We start from the raw sequence: 14,837 nt of genomic DNA, 5'->3' as shown, positions 1-14,837 counted from the left end.
AGGTTGGCTATGATTGATGCGCATATTCACCTAGATTTGTACCACAAGGAATCGCTTGATGAGCAGATTGAAGAGTGGAAGATGGGTGGCTGTCAGGCAGTGATAGCTGTCTCCAATGATCTTGCATCCTCCTATAGATCTCTAGAGCTTCAGGCTAGGTATCCGGACTTTGTTTTTGCTGCTGTTGGCTTTCACCCCGAGTACCCTCTACCTTCAGAGGCTGAATTTCTAGAGTGGCAGTCTTTAGTTACTGTGGAAAAAGCTCGAATAACGGCTATTGGTGAAATTGGATTGCCACATTATGAATTGGATAAGCTACCACATTCTTTAGATAAATACATAGACTTCTTATCGAGATGCTTGCAGGTAGCACAACTCAATCAATTGCCCGTAGCCCTTCATGCCGTACATGATAAAGCAAAGATTGTACTCGATTTACTGCAGCAATTAGGTATAAAGCAAGCCCATTTTCACTGGCTTAAAGCACCGAAGGACGTAGTGCTTGAGATAGTTGGAGCAGGGTACTTTATATCTGTCACTCCAGAGATTTGCTATAGAGAGCGTGATCAGAGATTGGCTGAACTCGTACCCTTACGCCAGCTACTTGTTGAAACGGATGGGCCATGGTCATACAAGGCTCCTTTTGAAGGACAGCGTACCTCTCCACTTATGATTGAAAGAGCTATTCAAAAGGTAGCAGAGGTTAAAGGAATATCCATTGATTTAGTACGGAATCAATTGGTTATGAATACACGGGGTTGTTATCACTTAATCATTTAGAATAAGTGAGTTCCTTATAAGACCGTGAGTAGCTCTCAGCGCACGGGGTTGCACAGCATGATGGCGGTAAGTTGACCTCATGACTTATGTTTTTTTCATACGTCAGTCTTGATTAAATAATTGGAGGGAAGCTGAGATGAAAATTGCTGCTTTATATGATATTCATGGAAATTTTCCAGCGTTACAGGCAGTTCTAGAGGAATTGAAGGAGGTAAAGCCTGATAGAATTGTAATAGGTGGGGACTTCATCTTTGGTCCAATGCCTATTGAAACATTAGAAGCTCTATCGAAGCTTGGAGATCAGGTTGTATATATACGTGGTAATGGAGACAGAGAAATTGTGCTAGTCTACGATGGCAAGGAGCTTCCAAAGCACTTATCTGGAGCTGTTAAAGAAGAAGCGGAATGGGTTGCTGGTAAGCTTTCACCAGAGATGAGAGATTTCTTAGCTCATCTTCCAAGTCAAGTAGAGTATACGATTGAGGGGTTAGGTCATATTTTGTTTTGCCATGCTACTCCTCGTAATGATTATGAAATCTTTACTCCCCTTTCCCCTAAAGAGAGGATTGAAGCTATGTTTACTAACGTTACTCATGACTGGGTTGTTTGTGGTCATACACACGTGCAGTTTAAAGAGAGTGTTGAGAACATTAGCATACTTAATGCTGGAAGTGTAGGTATGCCTTATGCAGAAAAACCTGGGGCATATTGGGCTCTGATTAGTTGTGATGGCTATGAGTTTCGGTATACACCATACGATTTACAAGCAGCTGCTCTTCTAATAGAGTCTAGCGGAAACCCTCAGGCTTCTGATTTTATACAAGGGAACCTGTTGAGTGGTCCTAAAGAGGACGAAGCGCTAGAGTTTTTGGAAAAGCTAGCTAATGAAAATAAAATGAACATGAATTAAGCTATCAGGTTTTATAGGAACTCTTCGTAAAGACAACAGAATGGATAGTAAAGTATAATTGCTATGAAAAATGAAATCATATATGATAGAGCTGAAGACGAAAAGCTGTATTATGCTTAATTTAGCCCTAAATTTTACAATAAAGGAGCCATCCGTATGTCAGTAGATATCTATCTAAACTTTAAGGGAAACTGCCGTCAAGCTGTTAAATTTTATGCTGAGGTTTTTGGTACTGAGCAGCCTAAAATTATGACCTTTGGTGAGGTACCGCCGAATCCTGAATATCCATTACCAGAGGAGGTAAAGGATTGGGTTATGCATACGCGTTTAAACGTTTACGGAAGAAATATGATGTTCTCTGATGTTTTTCCTAATATGCCTTTTGTAGAAGGGAACAACTTTAGTCTGTCACTTGTATTAGATAGTGAGGATGAGATTAAAGCGTTATTTGACAAGCTCAAAGAAGGTGGAAACGTGCAGATGGAGCTTCAAGAGACATTTTGGAGCAAGCTTTATGGCAGCTTAACAGACAAGTTTGGCATACAGTGGCAATTTAATCTAGGCATGGGTGAATGGTAAATGGTTGGCTTTGTGGAAAGGGTTTCGCGTAAAGGATTGTTGTTTTTATGGGAAGAGATGCTCGGAAATGATTTGATCATTTTCCGACAAAGTGATAAGCTTAAGTAGATTGTTTTCAATTGAATAAAATAGGAATCACTAGGGGTGCGAATAGCTGAGAGAGGTCTATGACCTTAACCCTTGAACCTGATCTAGGTAATGCTAGCGTAAGGGAAGTGGATGAATGTCGTATATTCTTTTTGGATAATAGACCGCTTTCTTTGACTAGAAAGTGGTTTTTTGTTTGTTCACATTTGCTTAGGCTATACATAGTTAGGAGGTATATCTTATGAACGAAGATCAGTTAAAGCAGCTAGTCGAGCAGGTCGATCATCGTCAGGATGAGCTCATCAGTTTGCTTGAGAAGCTTGTACGTTTCAAAACTCCAGCACCGCCTGCTAGGAATACTGGAGATGCTCAGGCTTTTATTGCAGATTATTTAAAGAGTATGCGCTTTGATGTGGAACAATGGGAGCTCTATCCGGGCGACTCAAATGTGGTAGGTGAACTGAAGGGGAGGGATTCTTCAAGCTATAAAAGTCTAATCATTAATGGGCATATTGATGTGGCTGAAGTAAGTGAGGATGAGGTGTGGGAAAGTGATCCTTTTACCCCGATTGTTCGCGATGGGGTTGTCATTGGTAGAGGCACTGCGGATATGAAGGGGGGCGTAGCTGGTGCTCTGTTTGCCATTCAATTGTTGCAGGAGGCTGGGATTGAATTGCCTGGAGATTTGACCTTTCAATCTGTAGTTGGAGAAGAGGTTGGAGAGGCTGGAACACTTTCCTGCTGTGAGAAGGGATATACAGCTGATTTTGCTCTTGTCGTGGATACAAGTGATCTTCATATTCAGGGTCAGGGAGGAGTCATCACGGGCTGGGTAACGCTTAAAAGTAGCCAGACATTCCACGATGCCACACGCAGAAATATGATCCATGCCGGTGGAGGGCTTAAAGGGGCAAGCACTATTGAGAAAATGATGAAGGTTATTGCTGGGCTACAGGAGCTTGAGCGTGATTGGGCAGTCATGAAAAGTTATCCTGGTTGTCCCGCTGGAGCCAATACGATCAATCCTGCCGTTATTGAAGGCGGTAGGCATGCTGCCTTTATTGCAGATGAATGTCGACTGTGGATTACCGTTCATTTCTATCCCGATGAGACCCATGAGCAAGTGATGAAAGAAATTGAAGGTCATTTACAGCTAGTCGCCCAAGCAGATCCATGGTTAAGAGAGAATCCATTGATTTTTGAATGGGGCGGCTCCTCCATGATTGAGGATCGCGGTGAAATTTTTCCGGCTCTTGAGGTAGATCCAGCTCACCGTGCTGTTCAGCTTTTAGCTCAAACTCATGAAGGAGTTTTGAAGACACCTGTGATTCAGGATGTATCAGCAACGGTGACGGATGGAGGCTGGTTTGGTCATGCAGAGATTCCAGCAGCCATTTATGGTCCAGGGGATCTAAGGAATGCACATGCGGTAAATGAACAGGTATCCATTCAGCAGTTAGTGGATTATACGAAGGTTATTTTAATATTCATGTATACATGGACACATACGAAAAAATAAGGAGGCTATTAATATGAAATTTTCAGCACGTTTATATGAGAAGCTACAGCCTATTTGGCGCAAAAATCATACTCATCCCTTTGTCACTGGAATGGGAGATGGAACATTAGATCGAGAAAAATTTCGCTTTTATATGGTACAGGATTATTTATATTTAATCGACTATGCTAAGCTTTTCGCCATTGGAGCCGTTAAGTCTGAGGATACGAAAACGATGGGGAAATTTGCAGCCCTATTAGATTCTACTTTAAATGAAGAGATGTCTTTACATCGACAGTATGCGAAAAGATTTGATATCTCAGAGGAAGAGCTTGAACAAGCAGAGCCTTCTCCTATTACGCTTGCTTACACTCACTATATGCTGCATTCTGCACAAAATGGAACTCTAGCAGAATTGGTAGCTGCCCTGCTTCCATGTATGTGGAGCTATTGGGAGATTGGCAAGGAGTTAAGTCAAATTCCGGGTGCAGCTGAGCATGAATTTTATGGAGAGTGGATTAGCATGTATAGCTCTGAAGAGTTTGGGGAGCTAGCCACTTGGTGTATTGAGCTGTTGGATGATTTGGCCGAGGGTAAATCATCCAAAGAGCTGAAGCGATTGGAGGAAATCTTCTTAAATACAACTCGGTACGAGTATATGTTCTGGGATATGGCTTACCATGAGACGATGTGGCCTGATGAGCAAGTAGATGAGTAAACCGGTTTTGCAGTTTGAGCATGTTGATTTTTCCTACGAAGGGGTAGTAGAAAGCCAAGGTCATTTACTAGATTCCCTAAGTTTAAGTATTGAAAAAGGAGAGTTTGTTTCCATAATCGGACCGAGTGGGTCAGGGAAAACGACTTTGTTTCGATTAATTAGTGGTCTAGAGCAGCCTTCACAAGGGCAAATACTCATGGTTGGTCAATGGAAAAAAGATCGGTTGGGGCAAGTCGGATATATGCCACAGCAAGACTTGCTTCTTCCTTGGAGGACGATTTTGGAAAACTCTTGCTTACCCCTTGAGTTAAAAGGAGTTAGCAAGGAGGAAGCGAAACGGAAGGTGCTTGACCTACTTGATGAGTTTGGGCTAGCAGGAACAGAACACCGTTACCCAACTGAACTCTCTGGCGGGATGAGGCAGAGAGTTTCCTTTTTACGTTCTGTACTAAGTGGTTCTCCTATTCTACTTCTTGATGAGCCCTTCAGTGCTTTAGATGCCATAACTCGTCTCTCTATGCAGGAATGGCTTATTCAGCAGTGGGAAAGGTGGGGGAAAACGATCTTGTTTATCACCCACGATGTAGACGAGGCTCTCTTTTTATCTGATCGTATATTGGTCTGCACACAAAAGCCAATTAAAGAATTGCAGGAGGTACAGGTTCCACTTGATCGACCACGGACATTACGTGATTTGAATCAAGGTCAGGTTATTGCTCTAAAGGAACTACTCATCCAGCAGCTAAGGGGCAATGGTCAATGAGGAACGTCATTAAAAAGTATGGAGCTGCACTGAGTTTTGTCCTCGTTTTATTGGTGATCTGGGAGATATGGGCACGAATCTATGACAAAAAGTTTATTATTCCGTCCCCTGTGCAAATTTTAATTCGGTTATGGGAGCTAAAAGAGGTTTTACTGCTCCATCATTTACCGTCCACATTACTTATTGTTTCAATTGGCTTACTCATTTCTCTAATTTTTGGAGTAGGGTTAGCTGCGTTAATGTCACTAAAAGGCTGGGCTAGAAGTACATTTTATCCGGTGGTTATTGCTTCGCAAACAATCCCAATTATTGCTTTAGCACCAATCTTTGTCTTATGGTTCGGTTATTCAATATGGGCGAAGGTAGCGGTTACCGTACTTATTACATTTTTTCCTATTGCGGTGAATACGTATGATGGTTTTCGTTCTGTCAGTAAGGAGTATAAGGAATTACTCTTAACGATGGGAGCTCGTCCAAAGGATATTTTTCTGAAGCTGAGTGTTCCTTCTGCGTTGCCACACTTTTTTTCAGGTTTAAAGGTTGCCGTTACGTTGAGTGTTATTGGAGCAGCAATTGGTGAGTGGTTAGGCGCTCAATCGGGTCTAGGATACTTTAGTAGAAGAATGATGACCCAATTTGATGGACCTGCTGTATTTGCTCCAATCCTATTATTATCTGTACTAGGAATTATTTTGTTTTTAGCTGTATCAAAAATAGAAGCCGTTGTTCTAAAATGGAGGAAGACGAAATGAAAAAGAGCTTGAAATTGGGTTTACTTTTACTTATGAGTTTAGTATTAGCTGCATGTTCACAAACAGGTAGCTCTAGTGATAATCATGAAGTAAGCATTATGTTAGATTGGTATCCAAATGCCGTTCATAGCTATCTATATGTAGCGGAGGAAAAAGGGTATTTTGAAGAAGAAGGTGTCAATGTATCTATTCAGTTTCCAACTAATCCTACGGACCCATTAAATTTAGTAGCTGCAGATCGTATAACACTTGGTCTGTATTATCAGCCTGATGTCATTATGGCACGTGCAAATGAGAATGTACCTGTTAAAGCTATTGCATCTATTGTGCGTTCCCCGTTAAATCATATTGTGTTATTAGAGGATAGTCCGATCCAATCGCCAAAGGATTTAGAAGGATTGAAGCTAGGCTACCCTGGAATTCCACTTAACGAGGCATTAATGCATACCATGATTAGTCATGATGGAGGAGATCCAGACGCTGTTGATATGATTGATGTGGGATTTGAACTAGGTTCATCTATGGTAACTAACAATGTTGATGCCGTTATTGGTGCGTATATTAATCATGAGGTTCCAGTGCTTCGCCACGAGGGGTATGAAACTCGTTATTTTAACCCAACTGATTTCGGTGTTCCTGCCTACAATGAAATTGTATTAGTGACTAGTGAAAATACATGGGAGGAAGAGCGGGAAGGCATTGAGGCGTTTTGGAGAGCTGCACGAAAAGGCTTTGAATTTATGCAGCAAAATCCAGATGAAGCCCTTTCTATTCTGCTTAGCAATCAGGATCAAACCAATTTCCCGCTTATTGAAGAGGTAGAAAAGGAGAGTATGTCAATTCTTTTACCTAAAATGACTGGAGAAGGTGAGGCGTTTGGTTCACAACAGATCAGTTCATGGGAGGAAGTACGAGACTGGATGTATGAGGCGGGGTTAATCACTACTTCTCCTGAGGCAGAAGAGTTTTTTATAAACATAAACTGAAAATAAGTATGTTCTATTCTATGTTGGTTTACTCATAATAGTAATTACAGAGTGAACAGATTAAAAGCGCTTGGAAAGAAGGATTAATATCCCTTTCCAAGCACTTTTTTTGAAGAAATAAATAGGAACGTAAACTACATCCTTTCATAGATCTACGACTCATAGATTTACAACTTCTATCTCAAGCTCTTTTAATCTAGTCGGAGAGGAGATTAAGTCTATTTCAGTAATTTTTTCTTTTGTCATTTTAAATTGAATACTGTACAGCAATTTTCCATAAGGGGCAGCTATGACTCCAATTGATCCATTTATAAGCGCAATCTGTGCAGCCTGTGCGCGTCCTATGACTTGATTCGCAAGAGCTTTTGCACCTTTAGTGGTTCTGATCGTACCTGTTTGGCGATCATCTCTAAGGACAACGTTTGGATGCAGTACATCCAATAATCGATCAAAATCCCCTTTACGGGCAGCCGTTAAGAAGGCGTCCACAAGCTCGTGTTTATGCTCAAAATCAGAGGCTTTCCTAGTGTCTGCGCCATGTACTCGTCGACGCGCCCTGCTTGCTATTTTCCTTGTTGCTATCTCAGATTTCCCTAGAATAGAAGCAATTTTATTAAAGGGGATAGAAAATATATCGTGAAGGACGAATGTGATACGTTCTGAAGGCTTTAAGTGATCAAGTACTACAAGCAAGGCTACTCCAACAGAATCAGCTAGTAGAGCTTCAGCTTCAGGACTGCTTTCTGCATCATAGCTCTCAAAGGTATCAGTAAAATGAGCTTCTAATGATTCCTCCCGCTTTATTTTTCTGGAGCGTAATGTATCCAGACATATTCTCGAAACTACTGTTGTCAGCCACGCGCGAAGGTTCTCAATTTGGTCTGTACCTGAACGATTAAGGCGTAACCAAGTCTCTTGTACAGCATCATCTGCTTCACTCAGTGAACCAAGCATACGATAGGCGACGGATTTAAGATGTTCCCTATTAGATTCAAATTGTTCTGCCAACGTTTCAGGACTACTCATTATCCCAATTCTCCTTTATTAAATAAATATACCTATATAAATAATGACGAATAATCCTAGTGTAATGTGACATAAAACCAAAAGCTATTACTTTTTCGATCTTTGTCACATTCGGTTTATCTAGATACGTCTTAATAGTGAAGGGCCTAATAGTTAGGTTCAAATTGAAAAATATAAGGAGTGTTTTCATATGCAATCAAGAATGAAAAGTCCCGTTATGATCGTACCTCAAGTGATGGAATCCCTGCAAGATCTAGGTAAAGCTTTATTTGCATCTGCAGAAAAAAACAATGTACCAGCACGTACACTTTTTCTTTGCTATTTACGTGCAAGCCAAATCAATGGAGACAGTGTATGTGTAGAACTTCATTCCAAAAATGCGATAGCTGCAGGTGAAACGGAAACAAGATTATTTGCTGTAGCTGCCTGGAGAGAAACACCTTACTTTAATGAGGCAGAAAGAGCTGTACTTGCTCTTAGTGAGGCAGCTACTCGAATAAATGATCGTATAAATCCAGTTCCAGATGAAGTTTACAACGAAGCAACAAAGCACTATACGGAGGAGGGATTGGCTACACTAATTACAGGAATTGCGACGGTAAATCTTTGGAATAGGCTTAATGTTCCTACGAAACAGATCGTTCGTATACCAGAAGAATAAAGTATTAATTGTAAATTTACAAACTTGGTGAGGACCATAGTGATGACATCTTTAAGTCTCTCTATGGTCTTATTTATATTTTGACTCCATTGTTCATTTATAGATAATATTTTAGACGAGTCCATATTTGACATTATTCTCTGTTCACTTTCTTAAAATCTATTGCCTTGGCCATCGTTTTATCACTAAGCATGGCATAGATTTGTGTAGAGTCTGTACTTTTATGCCCAAGCTGCCTAGATGTTTTATATATATCATTATGAAGATAGTAGCTAGTGGCGAAGGAATGACGCAATTTATGGACGGTAAGCTGTGGTTTGCCAAACGCTTGGGCATATTTAATAACCAATTGCTGTACGGCACGCTTAGACATCCTTTTTCCTTGCTTTTGACCACGAGCAGTAGCTAAAAACAGAGATCCTTCTGCTCTATCTGGAGTGTATATACTTTCACGAATCTCTAAGTATTTTTCTAGCTCGACTTTTGCTTCCTCAGCAAAATATACGGCTTGCTTTGAGTTGTCACTGCCGTAGCCCTTACGATAGACGTAGGCAATTTTCTTGGCTAGGTCAATGTCTTTTACATCCAGATTCGTGACCTCGGCCACTCGTAGCCCTGAAAATAGAATCAAGCTAATAATTGAAATATCTCTTATTTGATTGATTTTGTAATAATAGAGAGCTTGTTTATTATCTGCTACAACCGTTATATACTTGTTCCTTATGAAGTCTAGAAAGGCATAGATTTCTTTATCGCTCTCTAGAATTTTTCCTTCAAGCTTGCTAAGAATGATCTCATCCTTGCTTCTCTTTTTCATTCGTATTTTAGCCATTACATTTCGTTTGAGAAGGGGGTAGTGATCCTCATCCTCGGCAATTTGGCTTAAATAGTGGAAGAGTGATTTAAGAGCAGCCATTTTTCTTTCTCGTGTAGCGCTAGAGTTTGCTTTAAAAGTTCGTAAAAAGGCTTGATATGAATCTATGTTTTCTACATATAGTTGCTCAAGGTCGCTAAGTGTTACATCCTTGGGTGCGGGAGAAGCTGAAAGCCCTTCAGCAATCATCCAGGTCAAGAACTCTTGGTAATCTCTCGCATAAAGTAGAAGGGAAGAGGGGGCTAAATCTACAAGCTTATGATCTATAAATTTTTCCACATACCAAGGTAGTGAAGGGATCTGATTCTGTAGTGATTCTAAATCTTTTTTCCATAGTATATTCATTGTGAAGGTCACCTCGCTTATAAGATAAAAATAATGTCTGGAATGGGTAGAGGAGGATAAGATATTTAAATTATACATCGAACATATGTTCTTGTAAAGAGTAATGGAATATTACTTATGAAATTAAAGATAATGAGATTTATGTATAAAAATTGTATTTTGTACATAATACAAAATTGAAATGTTGTTAAGCATTATACTTGCGTACAAACAAACGATAGTATATTTTAATTGTAGAAGATATCTCAAATTAGAGATAAATTCAAATCAATTTATGAGATGGAGGAGGATGTAAGGTGTTAAGAATAGGGATTATCTTGGGAAGTACGCGTCCAGGGAGAGTAAGTCCACAGGTTGGGCAGTGGGTAAAGGAAATTGCAGATAAGAGAAATGATGCAGAATATGAGATCATTGATCTTGCTGAGTTTAAGCTACCATTCTTAGGAGAGCCTGGTGGAGAAGAACAAATTAAAGCGTGGTCTGACGCGTTAAATGGTGTAGATGGTTTTGTCTTTGTTACACCTGAGTATAACCACAGTATTTCTGGAGTTCTAAAGAACGCGATTGATTTAGCTCGTGATGAATGGGCAAACAAAGCTGCGGGAATTGTGAGCTATGGTTCTACAGGCGGTGCACGTGCTGCTGAGCATTTGCGTGGTATTTTAGGAGAAATCCAAATTGCCGATGTACGTACTCATCCAACACTTTCACTATTTACAGATTTCGAGAATTTCTCAACTTTCAAACCGGCTGATTTACATTTAGCTAACATTAATCTAATGTTGGACCAAGTTGTAGCTTGGAGCACTGCATTAAAAACTCTTCGTTAATTGAAGAAAACATTTTGATGACATAGAAGAATAATTCTAAAACTACATGATGACATAAGATAAGAATATAAATGATCTAGCTTTGATTAGGTTCGTTGTTTTTGAAAGAATAAAGAACCTAAAAAGAATCGTGCTTACGTACGATTCTTTTTTTCGTTCAATCAACTTTTATATCTAAATGCAAAATAATAGTTCTAAGAAATTTGTCCCTCTAAATAAGGTGTTAGGAGATAAGTATCTTTAAAGGAGGTGTAATTATTGGCTACATTTAGAAAGAGCTACAAGCCTTTTAGAGGGTTGTTCGATCCCTGTCCACCATTACTGTATAGAACTTATGAAACGCCTCCACAGCTATATATGGGCTTTCAGCCTTATGACCTTCCACAATTTTCACCAAAAGAAGCTTTACAGCGCGGTACTTTATGGCCTGCGCTCTATGCTCCGTATGAAAACCCCTATAAGAAAATGGCTGTACAAAACAATACGAGAGGAGATTTAGGAAAAGGAGGCACAGATTAATGACTAAGTTTGATCAATGGACAACGGAAGAAAAAGAAAAGTATCATAAGCTATTAGAAGAAATTCAAGTTGTAGATTTTGTCTTAGTAGAGCTAAACCTATATCTTAATACCCATCCTCAGGATTTTAAAGCTATCCAGCAATATAACGATCTGACAGAGCAAAGTATGCTACTAAAAAACCAATTTACAGAAATCTATGGTCCCTTGGTCCATTTTGGAAATGACTTTTCAAAGTATCCATGGACCTGGAAGGAAGCTCCTTGGCCATGGCAAGTTTAACAAAAAACGGTTTCATGTGTTAAATATGATAAGGGAGGATACTATAAGTGTGGGTCTATGAAAAAAAGCTGCAGTATCCAGTAAGAGTAAGTAAGTGTGATCCAAGGATGGCTAAATTTTTGATGGAGCAATATGGAGGAGCCGATGGAGAATTAGCTGCCGCCCTCAGATATTTAAATCAGCGCTATACTCTACCAGAGCGTGTCATTGGTATTGTTAATGATATTGGAACTGAGGAATTTGCTCATTTGGAAATGATTGCTACCATGGTTTATAAGCTAACTAAGGATGCTACTCCAGAACAACTAAAAGAAGCTGGTCTCGGTGATCATTATGCTAATCATGATAAGGCTTTATTCTATCAAAATGCATCTGGTGTACCTTTTACAGCCACTTATTTTCAAGCAAAAGGCGACCCCATTGCAGACCTATATGAGGATATAGCAGCAGAGGAAAAAGCAAGAGCAACCTATCAATGGTTAATAGATATGACAGATGATGTGGATTTACAAGATAGCTTAACTTTTCTTCGTGAAAGAGAAATTGTTCACTCTCAGCGTTTCCGTGAGGCTGTTGAGCTTATTAAAGAAGATCAGGATACGAAAAGAATATTTTGAAGCTCAGGAAGCAAAAAGTCTTACGAGATCTGTGAGACTTTTTGCTTTTGTAATTCTAAAGTAATAATATAATCTTTATAAAAGACAGGTGAACTGGAATTTGATTAAAGCTAAATTATCCCTAGTTTTTTTAACGCATACTGAATACCATCTTCACTTGATTTTTTGGTAACATAACCTGCAATATCCTTTAATTTTTCAGTTGCATTCCCCATGGCTATTCCAAGATCAACTAGTTCTAACATATCCATATCGTTTTCTCCATCACCGAAAGCAATTGCCTCCGATTTATCAATTCCAAAGTATTCTAATGTTTTTACTATAGCTAAAGATTTAGAAACATCCTCCTGCAAAACATTTAACACGTACGGATGCCATCTTTTAAATGTTAAGTGTGGAAAGCTTTGTATGTACTTCTGAACGGTTTCATTATTAGCAAATAAACATAATAAATATATTTCTTGATCAAGAATGAATGGATTAGTTACTGGATAATCATCGAGGGATAACGTTTCCTTCAAGGCTACTAAGATTTCTTTTTCCTTTACACCATTCATACTAAAATCTTCAGTATAGAAAGACAAACCATTATTCTCTATATGGGCAAACTCCATTACTTCTAGGACGATGTTTTTATTCATAGGTACTTTATGAATAACATTTTCTTTATATTTAACGAGCCCACCATTTGCCGTAATGAATGTTTCAATGCCTAAATCTTGTATTTGCTTACACATCGATAAAGGTCTTCCTGTTGCTGCTACAACTATATATCCCTTTGTTATTAAATCTTTTACGGCTAATTTTGTTGATAAAGAAATATTTCCACTTTCATAATCTGTTAATGTCCCGTCAACATCAAAAAATACAATTCTATAGCTCATACACTTTCTCTCCTTCATTTCAAATACTTTTGAACTGTATCTATTATTTCAAATATATTTGAAATGTCAAGAGAATTGCTGTATCTTTATTGTATGAACAATTATAATAGCTTAACTAATTTAATTAAGACTCTTCAAGATCCTATACGGCTTAAGATAATTGAAATTTTGGAATCTCAGTTTGAAAGGAGAGAGTATTTACCCGTAACTAGAGAAGGATCCAATGGCTTTTGCCCAATGGATATATTGAAAATACTTAAAGAAGATGGTTTTACTATTACAAACACTAAGTTGTCATATCATTTAAAAGAACTAAAAGAAAATAATATTGTCTCTTTAGCTAGAGAAGGGAAACGTTATTTTTATGTGCTCAATAAGGAGGGCTTTCAAGTTTTATTAAGCTGGCTAAATAGCATTCATGTGTACCTATAATCCAAAGCAATATTGTGAATTAGTAAAATGACATATAAAAAAGAGAGTAAGGGACAGCCAGCTAATATTTTTGTTAGGCTGTTTTCTTGCAATTTCTTATAAGTCTTTTTCTAGTTTACATAATATATATTATCGGACACAATTCTAGAAATGAATTTGTAGATGTTATGATTTGGTTGTCCGTGTATGTCCGTTGAAGTAAAGCTGGGTGCATTAATAACAAATACGCAATTACTTATATATCCACTGGATTTTATTTCATTTTTTAGTAAGCCTAAGTTTTAGCCACCTAGTTTTACTTCATTTTTAATAACCGTCCTATTTATGCACCCAATTTTATTTCATTATAAATGTCTGTAGAATATAAAGTATTAGACTGGATACCTTGATTCCACGCGGCTTTTAGAATTGCCATCAGCCCTTTACATTAATCCTTAATAAATTTTCAAAGGTAAACTAATGATTTTGTCGTTTGTTAACTTCAATCGTAATAAACTCCGGTAAATAGTCGGGAGTACATCCTTTTGATACCATTTGCCCTCTGTAAAGACCCGTTTCCTCACCAAGATTAATACAACGGGCACGATATTTTTCATCATAAACGCCTATCCAGCCTGCGGTGAAATTCATAGCCCATTGAACTTCCGGTTCTTCCTGCGTAATATTAGCCTCTAACTTAGATAGTAAGTCTACGGTGTTATCAGGCGGTGTTTGACCAGTCCATCTCAATCGCGCTTGATAATACCAGTAAGCTCTCCTTTGAAGAGCAGAAGGACTATTTTCCCATGACTCCATCAATGCAATCGTCTTCTTATCTTTGGTGAGTTGATTAGCCATTAACCAATCCATTATGTTATTTTTCTCTTCAAAAGTATGAGTCTGCATATCCTTATCAAGCTTATTTAGTACTTCTTGTGAAAGAAGTTTTTTATCCATAATTAATAGTGCTAATAGTCTGGGCAAAAACTCTTCGGTTGACCAAAGTTCCATAGCTAGTTCGTGATCTTTTTTAATGTCCTTTGCGATTTTTCTTAAGTCTCCTAGCTTAGTTTTACTATTGATCTGAGATAGTATGTGTTCTGCTTTTGAAGAACGTTTGATTTCTGTACCTTTATTTTCATTCATTTTATACAACTCCTTTATTAAAGCACTGTTTCATAATATGTCCTTGATGGGATATATCGAAACTTAATTTCGTTATTAGTCTTATTGCATAGGTGTTACTCTAAAAGTGTACCTTTTTAATATTGTATCATTATTAAAGATTTCTGCACCTTTTAATACATGCCGCCAGT

17 protein-coding genes and 1 riboswitch are annotated in these 14,837 nt (G+C 38.5%); of the genes, 13 read left to right on the top strand and 4 right to left on the bottom strand.

All coding sequences use genetic code 11. From position 1 onward, the window contains the following. The first annotated feature begins 9 nt into the window (after positions 1 to 9). The 8 genes from J2S11_RS09300 to J2S11_RS09265 all read left to right on the top strand — a co-directional run bounded on the left by J2S11_RS09300 (position 10) and on the right by J2S11_RS09265 (position 7,073). Positions 10 to 780: a TatD family hydrolase gene (locus J2S11_RS09300; protein ID WP_307393865.1), complete on the top strand. Its 771-nt coding sequence runs from the start codon at positions 10 to 12 to the stop codon at positions 778 to 780. Positions 781 to 916: 136 nt separating this feature from the next. Beyond that, positions 917 to 1,690: a metallophosphoesterase family protein gene (locus J2S11_RS09295; protein WP_307393862.1), complete on the top strand. Its 774-nt coding sequence runs from the start codon at positions 917 to 919 to the stop codon at positions 1,688 to 1,690. A 156-nt stretch (positions 1,691 to 1,846) separates the two neighbouring features. Further along, complete coding sequence (locus J2S11_RS09290) at positions 1,847 to 2,269, top strand: VOC family protein (RefSeq protein WP_307393860.1); 423 nt, start codon at positions 1,847 to 1,849, stop codon at positions 2,267 to 2,269. 130 nt (positions 2,270 to 2,399) lie between these two features. Beyond that, positions 2,400 to 2,500, top strand: a riboswitch (TPP riboswitch). 97 nt (positions 2,501 to 2,597) lie between these two features. After that, the gene (locus J2S11_RS09285; protein WP_307393858.1) at positions 2,598 to 3,875 is read left to right on the top strand and encodes an acetylornithine deacetylase; all 1,278 of its coding nucleotides are present in this window, start codon (positions 2,598 to 2,600) and stop codon (positions 3,873 to 3,875) included. 13 nt (positions 3,876 to 3,888) lie between these two features. Then, complete coding sequence (tenA, locus tag J2S11_RS09280; protein ID WP_307393856.1) at positions 3,889 to 4,572, top strand: thiaminase II; 684 nt, start codon at positions 3,889 to 3,891, stop codon at positions 4,570 to 4,572. Beyond that, on the top strand, positions 4,565 to 5,335 hold the full coding sequence (locus J2S11_RS09275) for an ABC transporter ATP-binding protein (RefSeq protein WP_307393854.1): 771 nt from the start codon (positions 4,565 to 4,567) through the stop codon (positions 5,333 to 5,335). The genes tenA and J2S11_RS09275 overlap by 8 nt, the downstream gene beginning before the upstream one ends. Beyond that, positions 5,332 to 6,087 carry an ABC transporter permease gene (locus J2S11_RS09270; RefSeq protein WP_307393852.1) on the top strand — a complete coding sequence of 252 codons (756 nt, stop codon included), beginning with the start codon at positions 5,332 to 5,334 and terminating at the stop codon, positions 6,085 to 6,087. The genes J2S11_RS09275 and J2S11_RS09270 overlap by 4 nt, the downstream gene beginning before the upstream one ends. Next, positions 6,084 to 7,073, top strand: a complete 990-nt coding sequence (locus J2S11_RS09265) for an ABC transporter substrate-binding protein (protein ID WP_307393849.1) — start codon at positions 6,084 to 6,086, stop codon at positions 7,071 to 7,073. Before J2S11_RS09270 ends, J2S11_RS09265 begins: the two co-directional genes overlap by 4 nt. Before the next feature lie 159 nt (positions 7,074 to 7,232). On the opposite strand, the gene J2S11_RS09260 is transcribed toward J2S11_RS09265, so the two are convergent. Beyond that, complete coding sequence (locus J2S11_RS09260; RefSeq protein ID WP_307393846.1) at positions 7,233 to 8,099, bottom strand: sigma-70 family RNA polymerase sigma factor; 867 nt, start codon at positions 8,097 to 8,099, stop codon at positions 7,233 to 7,235. 190 nt (positions 8,100 to 8,289) lie between these two features. Here J2S11_RS09260 and J2S11_RS09255 point away from each other — a divergent pair, with 190 nt between their 5' ends. Continuing rightward, entirely contained in the window at positions 8,290 to 8,760 is a 471-nt protein-coding gene (locus tag J2S11_RS09255) for a carboxymuconolactone decarboxylase family protein (RefSeq protein ID WP_307393843.1), read from the top strand. Between the two features lie 133 nt (positions 8,761 to 8,893). Here J2S11_RS09255 and xerS read toward each other — a convergent pair whose 3' ends face one another. Next, positions 8,894 to 9,979, bottom strand: a complete 1,086-nt coding sequence (xerS, locus tag J2S11_RS09250; RefSeq protein WP_307393841.1) for a tyrosine recombinase XerS — start codon at positions 9,977 to 9,979, stop codon at positions 8,894 to 8,896. A 296-nt stretch (positions 9,980 to 10,275) separates the two neighbouring features. Here xerS and J2S11_RS09245 point away from each other — a divergent pair, with 296 nt between their 5' ends. The 4 genes from J2S11_RS09245 (at position 10,276) to J2S11_RS09230 (ending at position 12,226) form a co-directional block, all read left to right on the top strand. After that, on the top strand, positions 10,276 to 10,809 hold the full coding sequence (locus J2S11_RS09245) for an NADPH-dependent FMN reductase (protein WP_307393839.1): 534 nt from the start codon (positions 10,276 to 10,278) through the stop codon (positions 10,807 to 10,809). A gap of 258 nt (positions 10,810 to 11,067) precedes the next feature. Beyond that, a complete protein-coding gene (locus J2S11_RS09240) occupies positions 11,068 to 11,328 on the top strand; it encodes a spore coat associated protein CotJA (RefSeq protein WP_307393837.1) in 261 nt (86 codons plus the stop codon). Then, positions 11,328 to 11,609, top strand: coding sequence for a spore coat protein CotJB (locus J2S11_RS09235; protein ID WP_307393835.1), 282 nt, complete (start codon positions 11,328 to 11,330; stop codon positions 11,607 to 11,609). Before J2S11_RS09240 ends, J2S11_RS09235 begins: the two co-directional genes overlap by 1 nt. 47 nt (positions 11,610 to 11,656) lie before the next feature. Beyond that, the gene (locus J2S11_RS09230) at positions 11,657 to 12,226 is read left to right on the top strand and encodes a manganese catalase family protein (protein WP_307393833.1); all 570 of its coding nucleotides are present in this window, start codon (positions 11,657 to 11,659) and stop codon (positions 12,224 to 12,226) included. A 110-nt stretch (positions 12,227 to 12,336) separates the two neighbouring features. Here J2S11_RS09230 and J2S11_RS09225 read toward each other — a convergent pair whose 3' ends face one another. Further along, positions 12,337 to 13,110 carry a Cof-type HAD-IIB family hydrolase gene (locus J2S11_RS09225; protein ID WP_307393830.1) on the bottom strand — a complete coding sequence of 258 codons (774 nt, stop codon included), beginning with the start codon at positions 13,108 to 13,110 and terminating at the stop codon, positions 12,337 to 12,339. 888 nt (positions 13,111 to 13,998) lie between these two features. Further along, positions 13,999 to 14,667, bottom strand: a complete 669-nt coding sequence (locus J2S11_RS09220; protein ID WP_307393826.1) for a DNA alkylation repair protein — start codon at positions 14,665 to 14,667, stop codon at positions 13,999 to 14,001. Between the last annotated feature and the right edge of the window lie 170 nt (positions 14,668 to 14,837).

This window comes from Bacillus horti, assembly GCF_030813115.1.
Classification (GTDB): Bacteria; Bacillota; Bacilli; order Caldalkalibacillales; family JCM-10596; genus Bacillus_CH; species Bacillus_CH horti.
This window is presented reverse-complemented; position numbering and strand designations above follow the sequence as displayed.